Origin of the sequence: Flagellimonas sp., from assembly GCF_965215805.1 — a bacterium.
Classification (GTDB): Bacteria; Bacteroidota; Bacteroidia; order Flavobacteriales; family Flavobacteriaceae; genus Flagellimonas.
The window spans coordinates 35,720-62,709 of record NZ_OZ244124.1; the positions used below are offsets into that span (position 1 = coordinate 35,720).

The 26,990-nt window shown below is 40.3% G+C and carries 17 protein-coding genes; all 17 read right to left on the reverse strand.

Annotated elements, in window-relative coordinates; genetic code table 11:
• Positions 1 to 3: 3 nt before the first annotated feature.
• The 17 genes from dmpG to ACOOE0_RS00220 all read right to left on the reverse strand — a co-directional run bounded on the left by dmpG (position 4) and on the right by ACOOE0_RS00220 (position 26,975).
• The gene (gene dmpG / locus ACOOE0_RS00140) at positions 4 to 1,020 is read right to left on the reverse strand and encodes a 4-hydroxy-2-oxovalerate aldolase (RefSeq protein WP_420400470.1); all 1,017 of its coding nucleotides are present in this window, start codon (positions 1,018 to 1,020) and stop codon (positions 4 to 6) included.
• Between the two features lie 2 nt (positions 1,021 to 1,022).
• Positions 1,023 to 1,958 carry an acetaldehyde dehydrogenase (acetylating) gene (locus tag ACOOE0_RS00145; protein ID WP_420400471.1) on the reverse strand — a complete coding sequence of 312 codons (936 nt, stop codon included), beginning with the start codon at positions 1,956 to 1,958 and terminating at the stop codon, positions 1,023 to 1,025.
• A gap of 3 nt (positions 1,959 to 1,961) precedes the next feature.
• The gene (locus ACOOE0_RS00150) at positions 1,962 to 2,747 is read right to left on the reverse strand and encodes a 2-keto-4-pentenoate hydratase (protein WP_420400472.1); all 786 of its coding nucleotides are present in this window, start codon (positions 2,745 to 2,747) and stop codon (positions 1,962 to 1,964) included.
• A gap of 11 nt (positions 2,748 to 2,758) precedes the next feature.
• Positions 2,759 to 3,100: a 5-carboxymethyl-2-hydroxymuconate Delta-isomerase gene (locus ACOOE0_RS00155; RefSeq protein ID WP_420400473.1), complete on the reverse strand. Its 342-nt coding sequence runs from the start codon at positions 3,098 to 3,100 to the stop codon at positions 2,759 to 2,761.
• An 11-nt stretch (positions 3,101 to 3,111) separates the two neighbouring features.
• A complete protein-coding gene (locus ACOOE0_RS00160; RefSeq protein WP_420400474.1) occupies positions 3,112 to 4,449 on the reverse strand; it encodes a GntP family permease in 1,338 nt (445 codons plus the stop codon).
• Between the two features lie 2 nt (positions 4,450 to 4,451).
• Positions 4,452 to 6,185, reverse strand: a complete 1,734-nt coding sequence (locus ACOOE0_RS00165; RefSeq protein ID WP_420400475.1) for an IlvD/Edd family dehydratase — start codon at positions 6,183 to 6,185, stop codon at positions 4,452 to 4,454.
• A 4-nt stretch (positions 6,186 to 6,189) separates the two neighbouring features.
• Complete coding sequence (locus ACOOE0_RS00170; protein WP_420400476.1) at positions 6,190 to 6,951, reverse strand: 2-keto-4-pentenoate hydratase; 762 nt, start codon at positions 6,949 to 6,951, stop codon at positions 6,190 to 6,192.
• Between the two features lie 72 nt (positions 6,952 to 7,023).
• Positions 7,024 to 9,120, reverse strand: a complete 2,097-nt coding sequence (locus tag ACOOE0_RS00175) for a glycoside hydrolase family 127 protein (RefSeq protein ID WP_420400477.1) — start codon at positions 9,118 to 9,120, stop codon at positions 7,024 to 7,026.
• Between the two features lie 21 nt (positions 9,121 to 9,141).
• Positions 9,142 to 11,196 (reverse strand): glycoside hydrolase family 127 protein, encoded by a 2,055-nt coding sequence (locus tag ACOOE0_RS00180; protein WP_420400478.1) that lies wholly within the window; start codon positions 11,194 to 11,196, stop codon positions 9,142 to 9,144.
• A 211-nt stretch (positions 11,197 to 11,407) separates the two neighbouring features.
• Complete coding sequence (locus tag ACOOE0_RS00185; protein ID WP_420400479.1) at positions 11,408 to 13,060, reverse strand: arylsulfatase; 1,653 nt, start codon at positions 13,058 to 13,060, stop codon at positions 11,408 to 11,410.
• 140 nt (positions 13,061 to 13,200) lie between these two features.
• A complete protein-coding gene (locus tag ACOOE0_RS00190; protein WP_420400480.1) occupies positions 13,201 to 14,358 on the reverse strand; it encodes a mandelate racemase/muconate lactonizing enzyme family protein in 1,158 nt (385 codons plus the stop codon).
• 10 nt (positions 14,359 to 14,368) lie between these two features.
• Positions 14,369 to 15,652: an MFS transporter gene (locus tag ACOOE0_RS00195; RefSeq protein ID WP_420400481.1), complete on the reverse strand. Its 1,284-nt coding sequence runs from the start codon at positions 15,650 to 15,652 to the stop codon at positions 14,369 to 14,371.
• Positions 15,653 to 15,654: 2 nt separating this feature from the next.
• Positions 15,655 to 17,103, reverse strand: coding sequence for an FG-GAP repeat domain-containing protein (locus ACOOE0_RS00200; RefSeq protein WP_420400482.1), 1,449 nt, complete (start codon positions 17,101 to 17,103; stop codon positions 15,655 to 15,657).
• A gap of 22 nt (positions 17,104 to 17,125) precedes the next feature.
• Positions 17,126 to 18,538 carry a sulfatase gene (locus ACOOE0_RS00205; RefSeq protein WP_420400483.1) on the reverse strand — a complete coding sequence of 471 codons (1,413 nt, stop codon included), beginning with the start codon at positions 18,536 to 18,538 and terminating at the stop codon, positions 17,126 to 17,128.
• Between the two features lie 6 nt (positions 18,539 to 18,544).
• Positions 18,545 to 21,700, reverse strand: coding sequence for a VCBS repeat-containing protein (locus ACOOE0_RS00210; RefSeq protein WP_420400484.1), 3,156 nt, complete (start codon positions 21,698 to 21,700; stop codon positions 18,545 to 18,547).
• Positions 21,701 to 22,017: 317 nt separating this feature from the next.
• Complete coding sequence (locus tag ACOOE0_RS00215) at positions 22,018 to 23,733, reverse strand: RagB/SusD family nutrient uptake outer membrane protein (RefSeq protein WP_420400485.1); 1,716 nt, start codon at positions 23,731 to 23,733, stop codon at positions 22,018 to 22,020.
• Positions 23,734 to 23,750: 17 nt separating this feature from the next.
• Positions 23,751 to 26,975, reverse strand: a complete 3,225-nt coding sequence (locus ACOOE0_RS00220) for a SusC/RagA family TonB-linked outer membrane protein (RefSeq protein ID WP_420400486.1) — start codon at positions 26,973 to 26,975, stop codon at positions 23,751 to 23,753.
• Positions 26,976 to 26,990 lie beyond the last annotated feature (15 nt).

Here is a 26,990-nt window from a genome sequence, read left to right on the forward strand (position 1 = left end):
ATTCTAATTTTTTGAATTGTTGAGCATATCCAATGCTACATCCACGATCATATCTTCTTGTCCGCCCACCATTTTTCGTTTTCCGAGTTCCGCCAAAATATCTCGAGCATCCAGTCCGTATTTATCAGCTGCACGTTCAGAGTGCAATAAAAAACTAGAATACACACCAGCATAACCCAAAGCCAGAGTTTCACGGTCTACACGAACTGGGCGTGTCTGTAAAGGTCTAATGATATCATCGGCGGCGTCCATCAATTGGTGTAAATCACTATTGTGTTCGGCTCCCATTTTGTTGAGTACGGCAATAAGCACCTCCAAAGGGCAATTACCCGCTCCAGCACCCATGCCTGCAAGAGAGGCATCCAATCGTGTTGCACCATGTTGCATGGCCACAATGGTATTGGCCACGCCCAAACTTAAATTATGATGGCAATGGATTCCGATTTCGGTTTTCGGATTCAAAACATCTTTAAAGGCTTTGATTCGATCGGCAACTCCATCCATCAATAGAGCTCCTGCAGAGTCGGTCACATAAACACAATCTGCACCATAAGATTCCATTAATTTGGCCTGTTTAGCTAAGTCTTTGGGTTCGCTCATATGCGCCAACATCAAAAATCCACCGACATCCATCCCTAGAGATTTTGCCTTTTCTATATGTTGTGCCGAAACATCGGCCTCGGTGCAATGGGTTGCAATACGCACACTCTCGACACCAAGGTCACGTGCTTTTTTTAGATCTTCAATTGTACCAATACCTGGGAGTAACAAGGTGGTTAGTTTGGCATGGTTTAGGTTTTCGGCAATGCCTTCCAACCATTCCCAATCGGTATGCGCGCCAAATCCATAATTGAAACTACCACCAGAAAGCCCATCGCCATGAGCTATCTCTATAGCGTCCACTTTGGCGTCATCCAAAATCCTAGAGAGATTTGAAATCTGCTCTTTGCTATATTGGTGCCCAATGGCATGCATACCATCTCTAAGTGTAACATCTTGTATGTATAATTTTTTACCCATGATTATGCATTTTGGTATTTTGAAAGTGCTATTTTTTCCGCCGTTGCTTTTGCCGCTGAGGTCATAATATCCAAGTTTCCAGCGTATTCTGGCAGATAATGCCCAGCTCCTTCAACTTCCAATAAAATCATTGTTTTTAATCCGTGACGATAACCTAGACCTTCTATAAAAACAGGTTTGCTTTCCGGAATGTCATCAAACTGTACTGATTGGTGCAAGCGGTAACCTGGTACATATTTCTGCACTTCGGCTACCATATCAGCAATACTTTCACTAATCTTATCCTTATCACCCTGCTCGCTCAGGGTCAATACGGTATCTCGCATCATCAAAGGAGGTTCGGCGGGATTCAAAACAATGATCGCTTTCCCTTTTTCTGCACCCCCCACTTTTTCTATCGCCTCTGATGTAGTCTCAGTGAACTCATCGATATTTGCCCTTGTTCCTGGTCCTGCAGATTTACTTGCAATCGATGCTACGATTTCTCCATAATGTACTTTTGCAATTTTTGAAACTGCCGCTACCATAGGTATGGTTGCCTGACCACCACACGTGACCATGTTTACGTTATCACCTTTAGTAATGGTTTGGGAATTTACCGGGGGAATAAGATATGGCCCAATTGCGGCAGGTGTCAAATCTATCATTTGTTTCCCTGGAAATGCTTTTATCTTTTCGTAGTTAAACAAATGTGCTTTCGCTGATGTTGCATCAAAGATGATAGTGATTTCGTTGAATTCCTCCATCCTTATAAGACCTTCCACACCTTCATATGTAGTTGATACCCCCATGCGTTCTGCTCTTGCAAGACCATCTGATTTTGGGTCTATGCCAACCATAACGGACATCTCCAAAACATCGGATGTCCTTAATATTTTTATCATCAAATCGGTACCAATATTTCCCGAACCGATTATGGCGCATTTTACTTTTTCCATACCTTAAGATTTACTGAATTTTACCGAAACGTTACCCAAACCACTAATTTTGGTAACGACTTCATCTCCTGGACTTACAACGGCCATTGGGCCAAGCGCACCAGAAAGTATAACATCACCAGCCTTTAAAGGTCTTCCTAATTTGGCAAAGGTTTTGGCCAGCCATAGGACCGCATTTATGGGCGAACCCATACAGGCAGCTCCCTTACCTTCAGAAACTATTTTACCGTTAACACTCATTTCCATAGTGCATTCTATTAAATCCAAGTTTTCCAGTCTTACAGGTTTATGACCCAATACAAAATGGCTTGCCGAAGCATTGTCGGCAATAGTGTCTGTGATTTTAATATCCCAATTTTCAATTCGACTCCCCACAATTTCAATGGCGGCAAGAGTGTAATCAATAGCGGAAATTACATCTGCTGCCCCAAGTTGTGGAGCATTCAGATCAGATTTCAACACAAAAGCGATTTCCGCCTCTACTTTGGGCTGCATAAGAAGGTTATAATCCATCTCCAAACCGTTTTCCACTTCCATATCATCAAAGAGTACCCCAAAATCCGGTTGGTCTACACCCAACTGTTTTTGCACAACAACCGAGGTCAATCCTATTTTACTGCCCACGATTCTCGCGCCAGACTTTACCCGATGTTCCGTATTTATATCTTGGATAGCATAAGCAGATTCCAAATCCTCCGTACCGATAAATTCCCGGATAGGGGAACAATAGGTTTGTGTTTGGGCCGCTCTATGCAATCTCTCTGCAGCTTCTTTGGTTTTTGCTTTCATTTTTAATCAATTTAGACCATTGAGTTGTTCGTGAATGTTGCCTTATCAAATTCCCTGAAAGTCATGGAAATCTTTGACAATTCGGGGAACATTTCTTTTAATTGTGTAATGACCTTTGTAGACAATTCCTTTTTCTGTTCCGTTGTTCTTCCTTCCAAAATATGGGCACAGATGTAGATGAAATCGTCGTTGGAGCCCATCGTAATGAAATGCTTGAAGGGAATGATTCTGACCATAACGTTATTGGAAAAACCATCTGTAGAAATTACGGTATTGTAAACTGTTTGTATAACTTGATCAGGAGCTTTCCTTTTCAATATCCTTTCTGAACATTCGATCACTAAATGGGGCATTTTCGTACTTTTTATGAAATTAATAATGAGGCAATCCAGACCAAAAAACCAGAGCATATACCTACCACCAATGTGCCTCTTGTATATAATTTATAACCTGTTTTCGTATCAAAATTTGACATGGAGGTCACTACCCAAAATCCGCTATCATTAGCATGTGATACTACGGCTGCACCTCCACCAATGGCCAAGACCACCAACACTTTTTGTAGCTCACTATCAAAACCTAAAGTGCCTAATAATGGGGCAATAATAGATGCTGTTGTGATCAACGCCACAGTTGACGAACCTTGTGCAGTCTTTATAACCGCACAAAGCATAAAAGGCAGCCAAATACCAAGATTTGCTCCTTGAACCAGGCCGGTAAGTGCATCAGCAATTCCGCTGCTTTGCAACACGGCACCAAATATTCCTCCTGCACCCGTAATCAATAGAATGTTGGATGCCTCACTCAGTGATTTTCCTATCCAACTGGTACCTGAAAATACTTTGTGATCAAATTTTTTAGGCAGGGTGAAAGCGAGGAGCATACCTATTAACAAAGCAATTACAGGGGTTCCAACAAATTGCAGGATCTCTATCAAAGTTCCTGTCAATTCTTCTTCGGAAAGTTGAAATTCCATTACCGATTTGATAAGAATAAGAAGGATGGGAACCAAAATGGGCAAAAAGGATTTAAAAGCATTTGGTGCATTTTCAAGTCGTTGCTCAACTTCTTCTGCGGTCACCTGTGGGTTAGGATCTATATAGTTTCTTTTGCCAATATATTTTGCATATATGATGGCCACCAATAGGGTTGGGATACCTATTATCAGGCCCAGAAGCATTACCAGACCCACATCAGCTTTTAAAATTCCGGCCGCCGCTATCGGACCTGGAGTAGGTGGGATTAAAATATGGGAGATAAATAGACCCAATTTTAAAGCTACGGCGGTTCCTGCCAGAGATAATCCCGCTCTTTTAGTTAGACTTTTATTGAGCGGTGCCAAAATGATGAAACCACTATCTGAAAAAACCGGAATTGATACCACAAACCCAACCATACCCATTGCCTCATGTATCCTCTTCTTACCAATGAGTTTTAAAACGACCTCGGCCAATTTATAAGCTGCCCCAGATTCTTCCAGAAAAGTGCCCATAATTACCCCTAGAATGATGACAAGACCTATTTTTCCCAATGTCGTCCCAAATCCTCCGTTAATAGATGCAACAATTGTATCAAAGGACATTCCTGAGGCAAGGGCAAAAAAGAAGGCAGCGGCCAACAAGGCCAAAAATGGGTGCACATCCCACTTTGCGGTAAGCAGAATAATTAGGAAAACACTAAGAACAAGCAACAGTAAAGTCATATTCAGTTGGTTTCAGTTGGATCAGAGGCTTCAAAATCTTTGACAAGAAAATCCATATCGGCTCCCAGATGTGCCTGCTGTACAGTTTTTGTGTACCAATACGGATATCCACGTTTCGCTTTTGAGGCTGGTTTTTTCCAATTGGCCCTACGTTTTTCCAATTCACTTTCGTCAACGTCCAACTGTAATAGTCGCTTTGGAACATCCAAAATGATGGTATCCCCATTTTCTACCAAGGCCAACGTACCACCTACTGCAGATTCTGGGGAAACATGTAAAATAACGGTGCCAAAAGCAGTACCGCTCATTCTTCCATCTGAAATACGTACCATATCGGTAATGCCTTTTTTCAGGAGTCTCTCGGGCAGGTCCAAATTCCCAACTTCCGGCATTCCCGGATACCCCACCGGACCAACGGTTTTTAACACCATTATGCTTTTCTCGTCAATTTCCAGCTCAGGATCATCAATTTTATTCCTAAAGTCTTCCATATCATCAAAAACAACCGCTTTACCCTTGTGAATCAGTAGTTTACCAGATGAAGCCGAAGGCTTTATAACCGCTCCATTTTCGCAAAGGTTGCCATATAAAACCGCGATTCCGGCTTCCTTTTGAAGAGGTGTATCGATATGTCGTATGACCTCCTCATTAAAGCAAACAGCATCTTCGTTGTTGTTCCCCAAGGTTTTTCCGTTGACGGTAAGTGCGTTATTGTGCAAATGGGATTTCATATGGTTCAGTACCACGGGTAATCCACCGGCATAGTAAAAATCCTCCATAAGATACTTGCCGGATGGCATGAGGTTGACCAAAAGCGGAATCTTACTACCTAAATCATCAAAATCCTGTAACTTGAGGTCAACGCCTATTCTACCTGCAATGGCTTGAAGATGTATAATGAAATTGGTGGAACCCCCTATTGCCGCATTGATTTTTATTGCATTTTCAAAAGCTTCTCGCGTGAGAATTTTAGACATTTTTCGGTCGGCTTGAACCATTTCCACAATCTGTCTCCCAGATAGTTGAGCCAACGTTTTCTTTCTTGAATCCACAGCGGGAATGGCGGCTGCCCCAGGTAAGGTCAATCCCAAGGACTCTGCCATACATGCCATAGAAGACGCAGTACCCATAGTGGTACAATGCCCTTCGCTTCTTGCTGAACAGACTTCGGCATCTTTCAAATCTTTTTCAGTAAATCCTTCAGTGTTTATTTTTTCTTTAAGCTTCCACACATATGTACCATTTCCTATTCTAGTACCCCTAAACATTCCATTCATCATGGCACCACCAGGAACTACAATGGTTGGTAAATCAACACTTGCTGCGCCCATAATGGTTGCAGGAGTAGTCTTGTCACAACCTGTCAGTAGCACTACACCATCTAATGGATTAGCTCTAATACTTTCTTCGGTATCCATGCTCATTAAATTTCGAAAAAGCATGGCCGTAGGTTTGATAATGGTCTCTCCGGTACTTACAATTGGGAACTCCAACGGATAACCTCCAGCTTCCAAAATTCCCCTTTTAACGGATTCTGCCAAAAAACGAAGATGTGTATTGCAAGGAGATAGCTCAGACCATGTATTGCAGATTCCTATAACCGGTTTGCCATAGGTGTCTTCGGGTAGACCTTGGTTTTTTCGCCATGCCTTGCGATGTACAAAGCCACCTTTTCCTCCTGCCGAAGGAGCAAACCATTGTTGACTTCTTAATTTTTTCTGGGAATCTTCGTCCATAGGGCTAAACCACGTTAAATTTTAATTCACCCAATATGCCAAAGGATGCATGCACTGTTTCACCTTTTTTGATATGGATGGCAGGTGTTGCGGCCCCAGCAAGTACAATCATGTCTTTTTTGAGTTCCTGGCCATAAACCAGTGCTAGTCGTGAAGCTTCTACCAAGGATTGCAGTGGATTTCCCAAAATAGCATTTGAGTTTCCCGATTTGCTAATTGTTCCGTTAATACCTATGTCTATGGACAAATTTGAAACATCTGTATTAGGCGCATGCCACTTTCCAATAGCATAACCTGATGAGGAACAGTTGTCAGCAATGACATCTTCCAGCGAAAACTTAAAATTTCGGTATCTGGAATCTATAATTTCAATTGCTGGAGCAATGCCACCTATAACAGAGCCAATTTCATCAAGGGAAATTGGTATTTTAATGTCTTTTTTGAGCAAGAATGCGAGTTCGGGTTCCGCTCTGGGATGTATAAAGTTTTTGCTTGGCATATCGCCATCCACTTCAATCTCCATTGCATCTGTAAGTCTGCCCCAAATCAGGTCATGCACACCCATCTGCTCCATTTTTGCCTTACTGGTAAAACCCATTTTGAGTCCAACTAATTTTTCACCTCGACGATAGCGTCTTTTCATACTTAGGGCTTGGATTGTATAAGCGTCGTCTAAATTGATTTTTGTAGTGTTGCTTATCTGCGATATAGATGTAGCCGTTTTAGCGGCATCATCTAAAATGATGGAATAGTCCTTTATGTTCATGTAGAGTGTGATTTCCGAACAGCACATTAAAAATGTTGAATGTTCTGTTCACCAGTGCTAACTATTTTTGGTTTACCAGACAATTGGAATCCAAACCGTCATTTCAGCTCTCCCACGGTTCGACCATGCGAAATAGGGAACAAATGAGGTTTCATATTGCTTCCATTCGGGTTCCTGGATTTTTCGATACATTTTGTTTTCCTTGGTCTCCCGAAGCAATACCTCACCATCAATTGTAGTGACCCCACCTAACAAATCAGGTTTATGATTTGCGGTCAATTGAGTGTTCTTGTCGATATAGACATCAAGTATTTTTGTGTTTTCTGGAAGGTCCGGAGATTCAATGCAATATACCAGCGGCCCTCTTTTGATGGCTACCTGATTACGGACTTCTTCAATGAGTGGGTGCCCTTCAATAAAATTGACATCCATTGGTATTTCAATAGTGACCACATCACCTTGTTTCCATATACGTTCTACTTTTGCGAAAGTACTGGGCACCACATCAGCTCCTACTTCCTTACCATTTACCAAGATCTTTGTGCCTTCTGCCCATTCAGGGATACGAAACAACATTTCAAAAGGAGTCTCTTTGGCTTCTTCGATCGTGATTTTCACATCTCCGCTCCAAGGGTAGTTGGTTTCTTGCTTTAGTTTAAGTGTAGAGCCATCGGCCAATTTTGTGTTTAGTTTATTTCCACCATAAAGATTTACAGCAATTCCATTTCCAGATTTACTGTAAGCCCAACCAGATAGTTTTGCAATAGTCCTTGCCAGATTTGGCGGACAACAAAAAACTGGAATATAAGGTACACGTTCGGCTCTTTCCGTAGTGGCGTGTTCATAATCCCTACCCTCTTTACCTTGGTGCATCCGCAAAGGGTTGGCATAGAAATAATCTTTTCCTTCAACACTTATACCCACTAAAGCACTATTGTAAAGAACCAGTTCCATAATGTCAGCATATTTGGCCTCTCCTTTGGCGGCCAACAATCTATAGTTGAACATGGCATTGGAAATATTTGCACAAGTTTCATTATAAGCTGTTGAATTTGGCATTAAATAATCTTCTTGAAATGCCTCATGAACCATGTCATATCTACCGCTTGGGCTTTGACTCGCACCGTGATGTGTTTGCCCCTGCGCTCCTGTCAAGTACATTTTCTTTCCGGTAGAGCTTGACCAAATTCTTTCTAAGGCATCGATGAGTTCTTGTTCTCCTGTTTCTGCATATACATCCGCGGCACCTGCCCATAGATAGTTTGCCAAAACAGCGTGCCCCTTGGCTTCACTTTCTTCTCTAAGCGGAGTACGCATTTGATTGTGATCCCCTAAAAAATTTGCATTTACCGTAGGATGTGGATCCATGGGAACGGAACCTCTCATGGTTACAAAAATATCGGCCAGTTCTAAGTATTTTTTGTCTTTTGTGGTTCTGTAAAGTTCAACTAGACCCATTATTTGTGATGGATTAAATCCGAATCGCGCCATATCGGGATCTCTGGGCTGAAAAACGGAATATACATAGTCAGCATTTTTAATAGCGATTTCCAAGAAATTAGTCTTACCCGTGACACGATAATGAATGGATGCACTTGTGTAGAGATGCCCCATGTTATAGAGTTCATGATGATGCATATTTTGCCATCTTGGGACTCCTTTTAACTGCACATGTGTGGAAAGATAACCGTCCGGTTCTTGTGCTTTACCAATAACCTCGATGATTTCGTCCAGATCATCCATTAATTTTTCATTGCGGTTTTGGGCATATAGATACATGGTGGATTCCATCCATTTATAAAAATCACCATCATGCCACCATTTCCCGCCAGCTTCCCCTTCAATCATACCTGCAACTTTTTTAAAGTTGTCATAGGCAAAACCGATATCACCTTTGAAAATGGTTCCCATATGGGGAATCATGACTTTTTCTGCCATTTCGAATTTTTCTGCCCAAAAACCATCCGTCCATTGGCAATCACCTATTTCAATACTTTTCAGTTTTAGGTGTGGACTGTCATTGTGATTGAGAATACCACCACTACGGTCAAAGTTTGCGGCCATTTCTTCAGTGACCACCGAACCGCTCTGCTTTTTTTCTTGGTTGTCCCCACAAGAGCTCAGCACGGTAAGTCCTAATAGGATACAGCATACATTTTTCATTGTCATATGTGTAGTTTTTATATTTTTTTAATATTTAAGTGGTAGCCAAACACTCATGTCGGTTTTGCCCCGATTGTTCCACGCGAAGTAGGGTATCAACTGGATTTTTGTCTTCTTAAATTCTCTTTTGCTCAAGGGCTTGTACAGGGTATTTGACCAATCTGAATTTTGAAATATTTCCGCCTCACCTTCTAAAACCGTAGACCCAGCCAATAAATTTTTGTCAAATCGTGATTGAAAAGTAATGTCCTGCGGAATCACCACTTCGTTTATAGCAACTCCTTCGGGTAAATCCACTGATTCCAAACAGTAAACTAGTGGGCCTCGCTTAACGGCAACCTGATTGTATGTCTCCTCTATACTTGGGTTGGCCGCAATAAGTTGTGCCGGCATTGGCAAGTTGATTTCTACGACATCTCCTTTTTTCCATTTACGTTTTAAATCAAAGTAGCTTCCAGATTCTGGAAGAGTACTAATGGTCTGACCATTAACTTTTAAATCCGCCATGGTCGCCCAGCCCGGGATGCGTAACATTAAAGAAAAATCTTTATTTTTTTCAACCGTATCTACGGTAATTTTAATATTGCCGTCCCAAGGGTAATTGGTCTGCTGTGTCAAAGCAATGGTAGAACCATCTTCCAACTTGGTATTTAATTTGTTGCTGCCATAAAGGTTGACCCAAACGCCTTTTTCCGAGGTGCTGTATGCGTAATTGTTCATTTTCGCAATGGTTCGGATAATGTTCGGTGGACAACAAAAAACGGCCATGTATTCCGACCTTTTGCCCAAATCACGTCCTGTATGTGGATGGCCTTCAATAAAACGTGTAGGATTGGTATAAAAAAAGCTCTTGCCATCCAAGGCCACTCCAGAAAGGGCGCTGTTGTAGAAAACCAATTCCATTATATCAGCGAACTTTGCATCGCCATTCAAAAGGAACATACGCCAGTTCCACATGGCATTACCAATATTGGCACAGGTTTCATTATAGGCCCTTAGGTTTGGCAATTCATAATCTTGACCATAAGATTCTGATACCACATCATGGTTTCTTGATACGCCCCAATGGTTGGGTCCCGTTCCACCATGTACATACATTTTTTTATTGGCGACGCTTTCCCAAATATTTTCTAGACTGGCTAAAAGCGCCAGCTCGCCCGTCTCTGAATAAATATCGGTCACTCCACAGTACATATAATTTCCATGTCCAGCATGACCTACTGCTTCTGTCTCTTCCCTAAACGGGGTGCGTTTTTGACTATGGTCAAGACCTCTATGCGCTTTTGCTCCACTTTTATCAGTAGAACCTAGCATATCGACAAAAGTTTCTGCTAATTCAAGGTATTTTTTTTCACCAGTAGTCCGGTACATTTCTACCAATCCCATGTAATGGGGCGGATTCCAATCTATAGCTGCCAACTCCGGAGACGGTTCTTTAAAGTTATCGTAAATCATATCACTCGCTTTGATGGCGATATCCAAGAAATTACGCTTCCCCGTAATTCGATAATGACTACAAGCAGCCGTCATTAAATGGCCAAAATTGTAGAATTCATGGTCAAAATCTACTTCAAAAGGACCGTTCATGGTTTTGAATACCTGTTGATCGGTTCTGGGGAACCTTTTAATTCCATGACCAATTTGTATTTGTGTATGTAGGTATCCATCTTCCCGTTGGGCCTTTGCAATAACATCTATGATTTCATCCATCAGCTGATCAATACGCTCGTCTTTGGAAATGCTGTAGGTATAGGCAAGTGCTTCTACATATTTATAGAAATCACCATCAAGGAATGAAAACCCCCTTGATTCCCCCTCTTGTAATCCAGCTGCAACCTTAAAGTTGTCATAAGCATGCATAATGTTGGGGTCTTCCATCATTGCCTTTAAATGTGGTATCATGGCATCCCGACATACTTGCTGCTTTTCAGCCCAAAAACCATCCGTCCAAACACAGTCCTCAAAGTCAATGCTTTTTAATGCCATGTATGGCGTGTCGGCATTGTTGATGAGTCCTTTTTCTTGAGCGGGCAATAGATTGAAGATGAGAATGGAATAGAAGAAAAAAAGTATTTTTTTCATGTATTTGATTTTATGCAGTAGTTCTATGACCACTTGTATAAAATCAAAAATACAGGTATGCTTTACAGGTTACGTTGCAAAATTTAACCCTTACTTAACGTATTTTCACCTATTTTCACCCTAACAGACATATAAGGGTTATTTTAGTTTTACTAAGGATTGGTTTACATTGAAATTATCAATTGCCCCTAATATTCGTTCGTAGTTTCGGTCAATAATCTAGCCGTTTGACAGCAACATAAAGGGGGCCTGTAGGTAGACGATTTACTTTAAAAAAAGCATGAAAATTGCCTTCTCCCTGAGGCAATGAAACATTATCAAAGACCACTCTTTGCTGACCCTTTTTAATAGGTTGTTTAAGGTGTATATTTTGATACTTGATATGAGCCATCCCATCTGACAGGATATCAGGAAGGTCAAGACTTACTTGATAAATTCCAGCTTCAGTTTGTACTCGCCAATGACCCAACTGATTTTTAGAAATTACCCGTGGGCCTCCCCAATCAAAACGGGAAAGGTGCACAACTGGCTGTATTCTGGCACCTAAATGTATTCTCTGAATACCCTTTGAATCCCGTTCTTCAGTAACCTCGTCAAACCAATTTTCATATTTTTCCAATAAATTCTCCACGATTTCAGGATGCTTTTTTGCAAGATTGAGTCGCTCACTAGGGTCTTCTTCTATATCATACAATTCTAAATTAGAAAGTACTTCTTGTAGTTCTTCATCCTTGGGCTGGTATAAGATGCCATGTGGGAAATCATGTGGACTAACTAGTTTGTACTTTTGGGTACGTACTGCAAAATGCATGTATTTGAAGGGGGTTGGTCCATAATGCATTTGGGTAAAATATGATCGGTCACCAAAATCAAACTCCTGATTCTTCCATAATGATAAAAGTGATTTACCATCAATTTTTATTTTGCCTGGGGAATCGATTTTACAGACTTCCAAAATAGTGGGAAAAATATCGATTACGGTGCCCATGGTTTTCAAGGTTTGTTCTGGCTTGATAATACCAGGCCATCGCACATAAAAAGGCACGCGAATACCACATTCATACACGCTCGTTTTTGTTCCTCGGAGATTGGCGACCCAACGCCCGGGATAAACATCGTTCTTTGTTCTCCGATTCCTAGGACCATTATCTGAAAGAAAAATGACCAGCGTATTTTCTTCAATGTCCAATTCCCTTAACTTGCTTAGCACACGGCCTACATTGTAATCAATATTGTCGATCATGCCATAAGTGCGAGCATTGTCTTCGTGTAAGCCCATTTTTCTATAGGGTTCAGCTCGTTCTTCGGGAACTTGTAGTGGAAAGTGAGGTAGATTTGTTGCCAAGTAAGCAAAAAAGGGCCTTTTGTCTTTCTTGCTGATAAAATCTAAAGTGGCCTCGGTAAAAATATCGTCACAATACCCCTTATATTTTTTTGAGCTATTGTTGTGTTCTAGAATAGGATCGAAATAGGTATTCCCGGATGGTCCTGCTGCCTGTCCTATTCCTCCCCCTTTATGTACAAGCGCCTCTTGAAATCCTTGGTCCGTAGGGCGCATTGGGGCATTATCACCCAAATGCCACTTTCCAAATATACCAGTGCGATAGCCATACTCACTAAGAATTTCGGCCAACGTTATTTCGGAAGTGTTCATGAAATGATCTACTTGAGTAACCGCCGTAACTCCGGTTCGATATGGATATCGACCTGTTAAAACCGCAGCTCTAGAAGCAGAGCAGTTGGGATAGGCCAAAAAGTGTGTCATTTCTATCCCTTCTTTTCCAATAGATTCCATATTCGGTGTCTTCAAATAGGGATTGCCATGGGCACCTATATCGCCATACCCCTGATCATCAGTCATCATGATTAGGATGTTAGGTCGTTCTTGGGTGTACACCATATTGTTACCAAAAAGACAAATTGATAGCACAAGAAAGTTTACTATTGACCATAGTTTCGTTGTATTGAACATTTCATTGACCTTTTCCTTCACTTTTTTGTTTTTTACCAATTGGTGTAAGACCCGTCCCGTTTCCTTAGGCGAGGGGTTTCTACCGGTTTAAATTTTGTTGACAAGGCCAATTCCTCATTAAATTCTACCCCGAGGCCGGGAGTTGAGGGCACTATGTAACGAGAACCAGCTAACTTTGGTTGAACTGGGTAAAATTCTTTATTGTTTGTACCTGACTGTTCGACTGGCGTGTTGATTTCTTCCAACCACGCAAAATTGGGACAAGCCGCAGCCAAATGTATTGATGCAGCGGTACAAATTGGCCCCAATGGATTATGGGGCATTAAATCAATATAGTGTACCTCTGCCATGGCGGCTACTTTCATTGCCTCAGTCAATCCTCCAACATTGCATACATCTACTCTTGCAAATTGCGTTATACCTCCTTCGATATACGGCCTAAACTGCCATTTACTTGCAAATTCTTCCCCAATCGCAAAGGGTACATTTACCATTTTACGAAGACTTTGATAGGCTTCTGGGGTTTCATCCCGAATAGGCTCTTCAATAAAATCCAATGTTCCAACTGGCATTCGTTCCAGAAAAGAATAGGTTTCCGCTGCCGAAAGCCTGTGATGGTAATCGATCCCAATGGTAGGCTCAGGGCCAATCTCTTTTCTGAGGCTCGTAACCCATTGGGCCACTTTAGCAATAGATTCCCTTGGCTCAAAAATTCCCTCGCTGTTGGCCTCGTACTCCGCAGGCGCAAGACGCAACACATTCCATCCTTCCTTTATTAAATTCTTTGCCCGTGTTAGTAGCTCTTCCTTGCTTGTAAATCGTAAAGAAGCAAAGCAGTCGACATGATTTCGTTGTTTACCCCCTAAAAGTTCATAAACAGGTACGCCATATGATTTTCCTTTAATATCATGAAGCGCAATATCAACCGCAGAAATAGCTGCAGTTAGAACACGGCCTCCTTCAAAATATTGACCTCTATACAAATCTTGCCATATTGCACCGATTTGATGTGGGTCTTTGCCAATCAAGCTTGAACAAAAATGGTCAATGGCACCCATTACGGCCAATTCCCTTCCTGAAAGCCCCGAAGCTCCCCACCCATAAATTCCGGAATCGGTTTCTACTTTGATAACCAATTGGCTACCAAAACCAATATTTATTGGGAATGTCTTTACCGCCGCTATTTTCATACATCACTTTTTATTGGACCGATTTTTTGGTCAATTCTATTCTTTTCACTTTTCCTACAACTACCGAGAAGGAAAGAAAACCTAAAATGGTAATTCCACCTATAAAAAATAAGGCGGGACTGAAGTCCCCATCCTTTACCAAAACTCCTATTACCACGGGTATGATTATAGCGGACAAACCACCTATTAAATTAAAAACGCCACCTACCAATCCTATCAAGTGTTTAGGTGCCATCAACGAAACGAATACCCATGTGATGGAAGCTAGACCATTTCCAAAAAAAGCCAAGGTCAGAAAGAAAATTACGAAAAAGGTGCTATCGGTAAAATTGGATCCAATGATGGATACCGATAAGAGTAAACCGAATAATACAGGAGCTTTACGTGACATCTCTATGGATTTCCCCTTTTTTATCAGATAATCAGATGTGAAACCAGATAACAAAACACCGGCAAAAGCAGCTAGAAACGGAACCGAAGCCAAAAAGCCCGATTTGATAAAATCCAATCCACGATATTCTACCAAATATGTTGGGAACCAAGTCAAGAAAAATATAGAAACCGATCCAACACAGAATTGACCGAGATATACACCCCATAATTTTCTGTACTTGAAAGCCTCAGCCAGATCTGACCAGCTAAATTTGGTTTTTTCGTTAGAGGCAACATCCGCCTTTACAAGACCTCCACCTTTTTGAATATGGTGTAACTCTTCCGAACTAACGGATTCATGCTTATGAGGGTCCCTATAAAACATGTACCATATTACAGCCCAAACAATTCCGATTATCCCGGAAACAATAAACAACCCACGCCAGCCCAATTGATCTTGAATTATAGCTAGGACGGGAAACAAAAATGCCAGTCCAATAAATTGACCAGAAGTATAAATGGCAATTGCAGATGCCCGTTCATTCTCTGGAAACCATTTTGTAACAATGGAATTGTTTGCTGGGTACGCTGGGGCTTCAAAAATGCCGATGCTTGCCCGTAAACCAAGTAATACAATGAAAGAGTTCACAAATCCCTGAACTAAGGTAGCAATAGACCAAAAGAAAAGCATTAACCCATATAGCAAACGGGCACCTACTTTATCTACCAAGATACCCCCTGGAATTTGGAGAGCAACATATGTCCATCCAAAAGCTGAAAAAATCAACCCCACTTCCACCGAACTAAGCTCCAACGATTCCTTTATGGCAGGTGCAGCAACAGATATGTTGGTTCTGTCCAAATAATTGATAACAACACTACCAAAAATCAAGGCCAGAATATTATATCGTTTTTTAGACATTTTTAGTAAGTCTGGTTTTCTAATACCAATAAGGGTACAGATTTTGTGCGCCATATGCTCTTCATTTCAGGCGGCGCTTCTTGAGTCATAAATAATGCAGAACCGATTACAATATCATCATCACCATCATCATCAATATCTCCGGCATCCATAACCATCCATTTGCCCATGTAGGTTTCAGGAACAGTGGTTCTTCTGAACTCTAACCTGCCAATGTTTTCAAAAAAAACAAACCCTTCCTGTGGCCTATTTTTGTAATCAGGAAAATAGGCTATAGCAGCTATATCTAAATCATGATCCTTATCAAAGTCCTTAACGATTGCTTTGAATGGCCCGTTAATGGGTAAAAACAATAGTTCTTCATATGCCCCTTGTTCATCCCCTTCATAAAATCTAATACCGTGGTAATTTTTAGCTATTGGTGTATAATCGCCGTTATCACCGTTAACATAAAGAATATCTAAAATCCCATCTTTATTAATATCCGTTAGGTTAAAGTAAGTGGACCCATATGAAGGTGGAAAACGAAGTAAGGTATGTTCTTCAAAATTTCCATTCCCTTTATTTTCATAACGCAATATTTTTTCATCTCCTTGAGCAACTAGTGCATAAATATCTGGCAATCCATCTTTATTGTAATCATGCACTACAGTCCTAATATTGCCTGCATATTCATTTAGTTTATGCTCTATTGGTTCTGTATCCACGTTTTCATACCACGACAAACCACCAAAATTCAACCCAAAACAGGAAATTATGAAATCATCATTATTATCTCCATTTAAATCCGCAATTTGAACATCGGTTGCCCTTTTGAGATCAGACACTAATATTCTTGGTTCACCAATGGAATCTTTTTTTACTGGAATGTGGCCATATGTACTTTTAGCTTCATCTGTAGGCATGAAATTACCCATACTTAAAAATCGATAGCCATTACCATATTTTTTAAAATCCATGATGCCGCCAGGAACTACAAAAGAATCTATTTTATTACCCTCATAGCTCATATTAAAAACACTTCTTTTTGCGGCATCTGCAAAGTATAGAGTGTTCAGTTTTTCGTCAATTTTAACAAAGGTAGTTGCCGCTGCATGACCTTTTAAATCAAAAACTTTGGACTTAAATAGACTCGTGTCAATTTTGGCTGTTGGCCTCTTTTTATCAATAGGTAATTGGTATGGTGCTTGTTCAATATAGTATTGGTAAAGTTTATCTTGTTCCTCTTTGGTCACACTGTTCATAGGCATTCTGCTCAACATATCCGGAAGGAGTAAGTTCCATGTTCCCTTGTTTACTTCGCTTGGTTTGGGAGTTAAATGACAACCACTACATAAGCGCTCTGCCAAAAGTTCACCTTCAGTTTTCTTCTTTGGAATTTTACAAGAAACCAAAGAAAACAGTACCAAAGTGGGTAGGAAAACATTCCAAAATTGAAAGTTATTGATCATCTAAAAAACGGTCTGGCTATTACTATTTACTTTCCCCATCAATATATTTTGATTGATCTCGGAATTTGTCCATGCGGTCAATGTCCACTTTCTCGAAGGCCTTTTTCAACATCCAACGTGGCCGTTCCAAGGTCAATTCCCAGGCAAAGAGTTCTTTGAACATTTCTTTTACCATTTTTGGATGCTTGGATACCAAATTATGGGTCTCAGAAATATCATTTGGAATGTTATAGAGTTCCGCCGGTCTATCTGGATATCGAATAAGTTTCCAATCGCCTCTACGGATTACGCCCCTAGTATCTTTCCTCCAAAATAAGACTTCATGAGGCCTTTCCGTATTTTCTCCGGTTATATATGGAAGCAGGTCCACGCCATCTGTTCCTTTGATGGTTCTTACATCGCCCCCACCAATAGCGAAAAAAGTAGGAAGCAGGTCCAAAGTACTTATTGGATAGTCATATGTAGTGTTTGCACCTGTATTATTCGGCCATTTTATTAAAAAAGGCACCCTAATACCGCCTTCCAGGTGGCTAGATTTAGTACCGCTAAGTGGAAAGTTAACTCCAGCATTTTTGTCTGTAGGGCCACCATTATCATTTGTAAATACTACTAAGGTGTTTTTATCAATCCCTAATTCCTTAAGCTTGTCCAAAACCTTACCGCAGGCGCGGTCAAGGGCCAGGGTCATTGCCGCTACAATTTTTCGTTTTCCTTTAAGCTCTGGAAATTGGTCAAGGTCTTCCTTGGTTGCATCCATAGGGGTATGTACTGCATTGAACGACAGTATGGTGAAAAATGGTTTTTTCGCTTTAGCATTTCGTTCAATAAAATCAATAGCCTCCATGGCCAATGCATCTGTAAGATATTGTTCGGGTTCCACAAAGTTGCCAAAGCCTCGTTCCATCAAATCCATTTTCTGGGCTGGAATATTGGAATATGGAAAATAGCTTCTAGCACCTCCTCTAAAACCATAAAATTCATCAAAACCGCGTTTTACAGGATGAAATCGGTCATCACCACCTAAATGCCATTTACCATAAAAAGAAGTGGTATATCCCATTTTTTTCATGTAATCAGCTATAGTTACTTCTTCAACTGGAAGGCCCATTTCTCTACCATCAGCGGCGGAAACGGCACTCATAAAACCTGGTACATTATTTTCTTCAAAACCAAATCGTTGCTGATATCTGCCTGTTATCAAACCGGCTCGGGAAGGGCCGCAAGTAGGGTCTGAAACATAACCCTGTGTGAAGCGTACAGCTTGCTTGGCCAACTTATCCAGATTTGGGGTTTTCATAATCTTGCTGCCGTGAAAACCAAAATCGGCATAGCCCGCATCATCAGAGAACAAAAGCACAATATTGGGTTTTTCTTGAGCGATGACCAGTTGTTGTACAAAACAGAGCAGGAATACTATTTTCAATTTATTCATCATCGTTTTTTAAAAACTATTTAGTTTGTATGTTATGATGGGTTGTTGGTTGATTCCAAAAATTAGACTATCATCCAGTTTCAGTATTTTTTTTATGTCGCCTTTCAATTTAAGTCCTGATACCGATTGTTTTACGTAATCAAAATCACCCTTACCATTGCCTTTCAATAAAACACCATAATTTGCATCCGATCTTCCAATACTTATTTTAAAATGACTGTTATTTCCGCACAACAGTACGTCTTGATGACCGTCATTGTCATAATCCAAAAACTGGATGGCATTAACCGGGGCATATTGCGCCTGAATGGGGAGTTCTCTTATAATATAACTTCCTTTGGAATCACTTAAAAAGAGTGCTGTTTTTAGATGATTAACCATGAGTTTATCTGCATTTTCTAGCTCTTCAGAACTAAAAATCGATTCCATAGTTTCATTGGCATAACTTTCATAGTTGGTATACTTACTTCCCAAATGACTTAATTGTTTCTTTAATTCTTCTCGGGAAACTTCTGGATATGATTTGCCCTGTTTATAATAGTTCAAAAAGGGGTCTATGGAACCGTTCCCGTCAAAATCGGCATAGAACAATTCAATTGGTTCATTTTCTGAAGCTACATATTGTGTGTTCAAACCAACATTGCCCACTATAAAATCGGGTATTCCATCTTCATTGATGTCGGCCGATTCAATTGTGTTCCACCAGCCATTATATTCTTTTTGGAGGTATTCTTTGGTTTGGTTTTCAAACTTACCGTTCACATATGCAAAAATGGAAACAGGTGACCATTCACCAATAACTATCAATTCTTTTGTCCCATCTTGATTCAAATCAAGCCACAGGGCATCTTTAATAGCACCAAACTGTTCCAATTGTGGGGCAATTTCTTTGATTTTGTCAAAAAAATGGCCTTCACCATCATTAACCATGAGTTGAGGTTTGGCGTTCTCAGGGTATCGGCCAGGAACAAACCCACCACCGATGAACACATCTGGATGCCCATCTTGATTGAAATCTTCAATCGCCAAGGTTTGGGAGGATGAAAATGACACAGGTAGAGCATTGCTGATTTTAGCAAAATTTCCTTCGCTATTGCCAAGATATAGCCTGTCTTGTAGGGCTTCATCTGCTTTATCCAATAAATGATAACCACCACTTGCTACATAAATATCATTATATCCATCTTTATTGGCATCAAAAATAACAGCATCAGTGTCATGACTCTTTGCATCGGCAATAGCAAGATTTTTAAAACCAGTATGTTCTGCAAAACCTCCAGATGCATTTGCCAAGTAAATCTTAGCAGGATAACCGGTGGACCCACCCACAAAAATATCCTGCAGGCCATCTGCGTTCAAATCTCCCTTGACCATACTTGGACTATCATGAGACAATTCGGAGGTAAGTAAAGCCTGCCTGTCAAAATCAAGAATATTAATTTCCGGGTCCTTATATGCTATCAACGACCTTGTTTGTGTAAAAATCGGTTTGGCATTCAATTGCTCAGAAAATGTTTTCTCGGCACTTTGTTCATTTAATATTAAAGTTTGATTGGCTTTTACATTTAACTGTATCTCCTGTTTGCTACTTTCCCATATCACCTTTAAGGAATCAACAACTGTTATATTTCCAAGACCAAAATGCAATACCTCACTAACAGCTGACAAATAACCTCTTGACGGAAACTGGCTTACTTCCTGCATTTGACCGTCATAAAATAGCTGTACTTTTGCACCTATCCCATTTGTATTCTTTTGTTCACCTTTAAGACGTATGGACAAATAATTACCGCCTAGTTCATCAGCTTGATTCTCATAAATAAAAGCGGGCTTGTTAATGTTATTGACTATCATGTCTAAATCCCCGTCATTATCCAAATCCGCATATGCTGCGCCGTTACTATTGGAGACTTCATTCATTCCCCAATCCAAAGTGACATTTGAAAAGGTCAAGTTTGCATTGTTCTTGAAGACATAGTTTACGAAATCCGATTTTGGGGCCTGTTTCACCAATTTCAATACTTCTTCTCGCTTCAACATATCCTTTCCCTTGGTAAAATCATCCATATAATTGATAAAATCCATATTGGTAAAATCACGAAAGTAGCCATTCGTAATATGCAGATCCTTCCATCCATCATTGTCAAAATCGGCCAATAACGGAGACCAACTCCAATCAGTTTTATCAATTGCAGCCAGCTGTCCAATTTCACTAAAGGTTCCATCCCCATTGTTCAATTGGAGCATATTGCGCATGTTCTGATGATGAAAGCCTTTTTGCACCATAACATCATACTTGGTATAACTGTCATGCATCATCAAAAGTTTTTGACGTTCATTGCTTTCTGGGAGCATATCCAAAGTTATTATGTCAGCAAGCCCGTCATTGTTTACATCAGCAATATCATTGCCCATTGAGAATTGGGAAGTATGTCCCATGCTTATTTTAATTCTGTCAGAAAATGTTCCATCTTGGTTATTTATGTACAGATAGTCAGGAACATCATAATCGTTGCAAACATAGAAATCCGTCCAACCATCATTGTTGACATCTCCCATACCGATACCTAGTCCAAAGGTCAGTGCCGTTCCGCTTATTCCTGCTTGCTCGGTAACATCTATGAATTTTTCGTTCGTTTGCTTATAAAGACGCACTCCCATAAGAGAATCAGGGATTCGTAGCATTTTTTCAGCCGCTGTCTTACTTTGTTCTGGTAAAGATTGTGGATTGTGGTTCAATAAGAGCATATCCAAATCTCCATCTTTGTCGAAATCAAAAAAATATCCCTGATTACTAAATGCAGGACTATCCAAACCATAGTCAGCGGCTTTTTCTTCGAATGTTGGGATACCGTTTTTATCGTTCCCTGTGTTTATAAAAAGTTGATTTTTCCGTTGAGAAGGAGGTAAAGCACCTGAATAGCATTGATAGAGATCCAATCTGCCATCACCATTTATATCCACATGTGTTACTCCAGTTTTCCAAGTTCCCTTTCTTGGCTTTAGCCCAGCAATTTTACTTACTTCTTCAAACTGCATGTACCCTCTATTAAGGTAAAACTTATTGGTGCTCATACTCGAGGTAAAATAGAGATCTATAAGATCGTCTCCATTAAAATCGCCGGCTGCCACCCCACCACCATTGTAAAAATATTCATAAATCAAAACATTGATGTTGGGTGTTTCTCTTAATAAACTTGCGAAATCAACTTTAGTTTGCTCTACTGAAAGCAATACAAACTGAGGATTATTAGGGTTTTTAGTTTTTTTTGCGGAGTTGGAAAAATATTCCCCACATGACCAAAACATCAAAGCCATGAGAAAACAGCATATATGTTTTGATATAATTTTCAATTGTGGTCAATTAATTTGTTGATCGCTAGTATTTTGATATGCAATAAATACTAAAAATCTACCACCGCAGAAAAAGGCGATGGTAGATATTTTTATTTACTAATAATATATTAGTGAAAAGAAATTAACTAGTATCCTTGATTCTGCTCTAAACCTGCTCTTTCAATTTCATTAAATGGAATTGGTAAATAGTAATCCTCAATATTGAATGTACGGTCATCAATTAAATTTGGGCCAAGCATAACAAGTGTGCCATTTGCATCCAATTCCCCAGATGCATTCTGCTTTTCCCATTGTACACCAACAACGTCTTCACCTAATCTACTGTCCATCCATCTTCTTAGGTCAAAATATCTGTGCCCTTCAAAGTAAAGCTCCATACTTCTTTCATACTTAATATCATCCAACAAAGCATCACCAGACGAAGTAATAGCTGGAAGCCCAACCCGCTCGGCCACCATACTGGCGTATAGTCTTGCCTCACCTTCGTTACCCAAGTGATATTGAGCCTCAGCATAGTTCAAAAGTATTTCAGGGAACCTAATCAATGGATAAGGTCTGTTAGGCGATTGCTCAACATCAATAGTGATATTGGGATCTAGAAACTTTTTAACGTTGTATCCAGTGATTGCAAAATGACGTCCGTCATTACCTGGCAAATCTTTACTTGAATTACCAAATGGGGACCAGTACTCTAACTCAAGACCTTTAAAACTTGATCCTTGATAATTAAAATTGGCGTAAAACCGTAGCTCTCTATTGGCATAAAGGTCATTCTCGTCATAGCCACTCCCTGGTTCGTCAATTCGCAAACCATTGTTCATTTTAATACGCTGTATAAAATTATGAGTTGGGTTACTTAGTCCCCACCCACCATTGGCAACGGCTCCATGAGCTTTATCTGGCAAGGTATTAAAATCATTACCCGCATTTGCAAAGTCAGGACTAAATGGTCTGGCAAAAATCAGTTCTGAATTTGGTCTTAAAAAAATGGAGTGATAATCGTCAGCGGTACTTACTGGCTCCAAAGTGTATTCACCCAAATCAATCAATTCCTTCGCAGCATCAGAGGCATCTTGCCACTTGCTCGGCTTTGTATAGTCGTACATAGCCCCTCTTGGAGACGCTGTAGATCCAGGATCATGTTGGGCACTTGCTGCATATAACAACACCCGTGATTTTAAACCTAGAGCCGCAGCTTTGGAAACTCTTCCAAATTCTGGACCTGTCCTTGCGCCATCAGGTAACAAGCTTATTGCCTCATCCAATTCACTGACAATAAAATCTACGCATTCTTCATAACTACTTCTAGGAACTGAAAAACTTTCATCATTGAGCGAAAACGGCTCCGTAATTAATGGCACTCCCCCAAAAAAGTTGATCAATCTAGCATAAGTGTGCGCTCTAAGGTATTTCATTTCACCCTTTAGCACTGCTATTTCATCTGGATTGGATTCACCAACTGGTGCCTCATCGATTCTGCTTAGGAAGTTGTTGGCAGTACCTATATAATCATAGTCCCTTGACCAGATATCTACATAAAACCCAAAATTATTCGAATCCGTAGTGGAATAATTGGAAGTAAAAAGGGTATTGCTTGCCCAATGAAAGTACGCCTCATCAGAAGCCCCTTCAATACCGATCCTTCTAGTCCACCAATTACTAAAATTTAACCCCCAGTTCTCTGTGGTATTGTAAGTATAGAAAACAAGGTTGTCAATTGCCTCAATATCACTATAGATTACGGCATCAGAATAAGCATCACCCGGAACTGATTCCAACGAGTCTTCGCAACTTATTTGACCAATTATGGCCAGTGCTAATATTAATCTTATTTTTCTCATCTTTATTTTTTTTTGAATTATAGGCTAACGTTAACCCCTAAAGTCCAGGTTTTCAATGGTTGGTAGAGGCCTTCCTCAAAATTGCGATATTCTGCCATTTCAGGGTCTAAATCTAAATCTTTCAATTTGTCCCATGTGAAAATATTGGAACCTCTTACAAAGAGTCTAATATCCCCGAATTTTACCAAACTTTTGGGTATGTTATACCCCAATTGCATATCTCTTAACCTTAGGAAAGAAGCGTCATGAAGCCAGGTATCTTGAGTTGTAGTATCACTGACAGGAGAGTTTTTTGCATTGAATGGATCGGCCCTTTGATACGCTCTTGGATATCTAGCGTTCGGATTGTCTGGAGTCCACCGCTGCTCAAACAAATATGCAGGTCGGTTACCATTATTGTCATAAAATATAGAAACATTCACATTGGCCTGGCCTTGAAACAAGACATTCAAATCAAAGTTTTTATACTTTAATCCAGCATTTATGGCATACGTTATTTCTGGAATGTTGGAAATGTCTCTTCTGACAATATCATTACCACTTATTACACCATCGCCATCAGTATCCACATATCTTACATCGCCCGGCAAGGTGCCATCAGCAGCAGCCGGATCGGCATCCACTTCTGCTTGGTTTCTATACAATCCATTTGTAGGATAAGCTAAAAAAGAGCCTATACCCTTACCTTCTCGTTTTCTCCATTCAGGTGTGTCTGCAGCTTCATCAAGGAAGACCACTTCGTTTTGGGCATTTGAAAAATTACCCCCAATATTGTATGAAAAATTCTCATTAACAGTTTTCGCAAAGTTTAGCTCTATTTCGTAGCCATAGTTGTCCACCTCACCTAAATTTTCATTTGGTAGCTCCAAAGCTGTAAAATCTGGAACCGAGGCATTTCTTTGGGTTAAAATGTCTGTTCTTGTTCCCCAATAATAATTCACATCCCCTGTTAGTTGGCCATCAAAAAGACCAAAGGTAAGACCAACATTTTGACTCATGGATTTTTCCCATGTTATATTTGGATTGGCCACATTATTGTTGAAGAAGGTATTTACCTGGGTCGGACTTTCGCCAAAAATATAGTAGTTGTGGTTAGCTCCTGGCAAATTTCCCCCAAAACGAAAAGTGTTTAAAAATCCGAAACCTGGTATTCTATCATTACCCAACTCTGACCACGAAGCCCTTAATTTCAAGAAACTGATTGCCTTTGAATTTTCCAAAAATGGCTCTTCGGAAATCACCCATGCGGCCTGCACTCCAGGAAACGTACCAAACCTATTACCTTCTGGGAAGTTATCTGAACCATCGTAGCGAAGGGTAAAGTCCAACAAGTATTTTCTCTTATAATTATATCCCAGTGAACCAAAATAATTCAGTCTACCTCGGTCTACTTCAAATCCTGTGCTGCGCTGTCCCTCGTCGCCTCCCGCAAAAAGCGAAGGTAGTTCACCTGAAATCAAATCCCTCTTGTAAGCTTGGAAACGTCTATCGCTCCAATCTGTTTTTTCCATGGCCACAAATGCCCTAAAAGTATGGTCATCATTAAAGGTTCGATCATAATTCAACTGAAAGTTCAAATATTCCTCATTGTATTTAATGAATCGCTCTTCCACAGCAAAGAAATCACCAGAATTGAAATCAAATCCACGTTGAGGTACGTATTCATTTGTATTTGGATTAAAAGCGTATACGGTCCAAGGCCTGGTAAAATCTTTAGTGTCAGTGGTCAACCTTCGGAAGGTTGTATTGGCATTAAAGGATAGACCTTCTGTGATCCAGTCCAAATCGAAATTTAGTTTTAACCTAGTTCTAATCTCAGAATCCCGTTGGTCTTCAAACCCAGAATCTAATCTTGACATTACAGCCGGATTGGCTCCATCTTCTGCTGCCACACCGTACAGTCCGTTAGGATATTGGCCAACTTCAGTAGGTAAGGTTACCGTTAAATGCTTATAGATAAAGCCCCTGTCTACCCCTGGTTGTATTCTCTTGCTGCTAGTGGTATACATATCAACTCCTAAATCTATCCAGTCATTAATTTTAATGTCCAAATTAGATCGCAATTGATAATTTTTGAATTTTAGGGAATTGGATTTATATAATCCCCCTTGATCCAGTATGTCTCCATTAACAAAATATTTCACCGCTTCTGTACCTCCTGAGACTGATACACCGGTTCTGTATTGTGTGGACCAATCTTTCATGGTCAAATCATACCAATTTGTATTTGGATATGTTACCCGATCGTTTGAATCACGAAAGTTGATGATATCTTCTTCAGAATAAATCAATGGCCTATTGAACCTAGAGTCGTATTCGTTTTGATAGGTTGTGTATTGAAACGAATTCATGAATTTGGGAACTCTGGTAAATGCCTGTATCTGATTTGAATGAGAGATGTTGATAGTTGGCTTTCCAACTTTACCTCGCTTCGTGGTTATAACAATTACCCCATTTGCAGCCCTTGCTCCATATATGGCCGCCGCGGCATCTTTCAGAATCGAAAAACTTTCTATGTCTTCTGGAGCTAAAAAGGCAAAACCACCACCGCCGGCAGCGCCGTCAACGTCGGTAACCGGCACTCCATCTATTACAACAAGTGGAGCATTATTCCCCAATGTGGATGTACCCCTGACCAAAACGTTAACCTGGTTTTCACCGGGATAACCGCCTCGGTCAACTACAGTTAAACCAGCAGCTTTCCCGGATAAGGATTTTGCCAGGTCATTATTGGAGGTTCTCGTTACTTCTTCACTGTTCAGTGTACTTACCGCACCCGTAAGTTCTCCCCTGGTTCTGGTACCATAACCGATTACAACCACTTCATCCAATTTCGAAGTATCTTCCAACAGAACAACATCTATTACTGTTTGGCTGCCAACCGGAATTTCTTGTGCGGAATAGCCAATATAGGAAAATACCAAAACGGCATCCGTCCCATCAATTGTTAATGAATAATTTCCGTCAAAATCCGCTTGAGTACCATTACTGGTACCCTTTACAACAACACTTGCTCCTGGTAGCGGTCCATTTGCATCCGAAACTGTACCGGTAATCTGCGTTTGCACCATGCTTGGCTCAACTTTTGCGTCAAGTGATTCTTCAGCCAAGGCATAAGTGCTGCCTAAACACATACAAAGGGTAAAAACCAGCATTTGTATGATTTTAAACTGAGGTCTATTGGTCAAACCAACCTTTTTAAAGGGTTGGTTAGCAACCAATAATTTTTTTGATTTTTTCATACGTTTAGTTAATTT

Excerpts from the sequence above, each read along its gene's own strand:
- ACOOE0_RS00150 (WP_420400472.1), bottom strand. The coding sequence starts at position 2,747 with ATGAAAGCAAAAACCAAAGAAGCTGCAGAGAGATTGCATAGAGCGGCC.
- ACOOE0_RS00155 (WP_420400473.1), bottom strand. The coding sequence starts at position 3,100 with ATGCCCCATTTAGTGATCGAATGTTCAGAAAGGATATTGAAAAGGAAA.
- ACOOE0_RS00145 (WP_420400471.1), bottom strand. The coding sequence starts at position 1,958 with ATGGAAAAAGTAAAATGCGCCATAATCGGTTCGGGAAATATTGGTACC.
- ACOOE0_RS00215 (WP_420400485.1), bottom strand. The coding sequence starts at position 23,733 with ATGAGAAAAATAAGATTAATATTAGCACTGGCCATAATTGGTCAAATA.
- ACOOE0_RS00165 (WP_420400475.1), bottom strand. The coding sequence starts at position 6,185 with ATGGACGAAGATTCCCAGAAAAAATTAAGAAGTCAACAATGGTTTGCT.
- ACOOE0_RS00160 (WP_420400474.1), bottom strand. The coding sequence starts at position 4,449 with ATGACTTTACTGTTGCTTGTTCTTAGTGTTTTCCTAATTATTCTGCTT.
- ACOOE0_RS00175 (WP_420400477.1), bottom strand. The coding sequence starts at position 9,120 with ATGACAATGAAAAATGTATGCTGTATCCTATTAGGACTTACCGTGCTG.
- ACOOE0_RS00220 (WP_420400486.1), bottom strand. The coding sequence starts at position 26,975 with ATGAAAAAATCAAAAAAATTATTGGTTGCTAACCAACCCTTTAAAAAG.
- ACOOE0_RS00190 (WP_420400480.1), bottom strand. The coding sequence starts at position 14,358 with ATGAAAATAGCGGCGGTAAAGACATTCCCAATAAATATTGGTTTTGGT.
- ACOOE0_RS00180 (WP_420400478.1), bottom strand. The coding sequence starts at position 11,196 with ATGAAAAAAATACTTTTTTTCTTCTATTCCATTCTCATCTTCAATCTA.
- ACOOE0_RS00195 (WP_420400481.1), bottom strand. The coding sequence starts at position 15,652 with ATGTCTAAAAAACGATATAATATTCTGGCCTTGATTTTTGGTAGTGTT.
- ACOOE0_RS00170 (WP_420400476.1), bottom strand. The coding sequence starts at position 6,951 with ATGAACATAAAGGACTATTCCATCATTTTAGATGATGCCGCTAAAACG.
- ACOOE0_RS00185 (WP_420400479.1), bottom strand. The coding sequence starts at position 13,060 with ATGATGACTGATGATCAGGGGTATGGCGATATAGGTGCCCATGGCAAT.
- dmpG (WP_420400470.1), bottom strand. The coding sequence starts at position 1,020 with ATGGGTAAAAAATTATACATACAAGATGTTACACTTAGAGATGGTATG.
- ACOOE0_RS00200 (WP_420400482.1), bottom strand. The coding sequence starts at position 17,103 with ATGATCAATAACTTTCAATTTTGGAATGTTTTCCTACCCACTTTGGTA.
- ACOOE0_RS00205 (WP_420400483.1), bottom strand. The coding sequence starts at position 18,538 with ATGATGAATAAATTGAAAATAGTATTCCTGCTCTGTTTTGTACAACAA.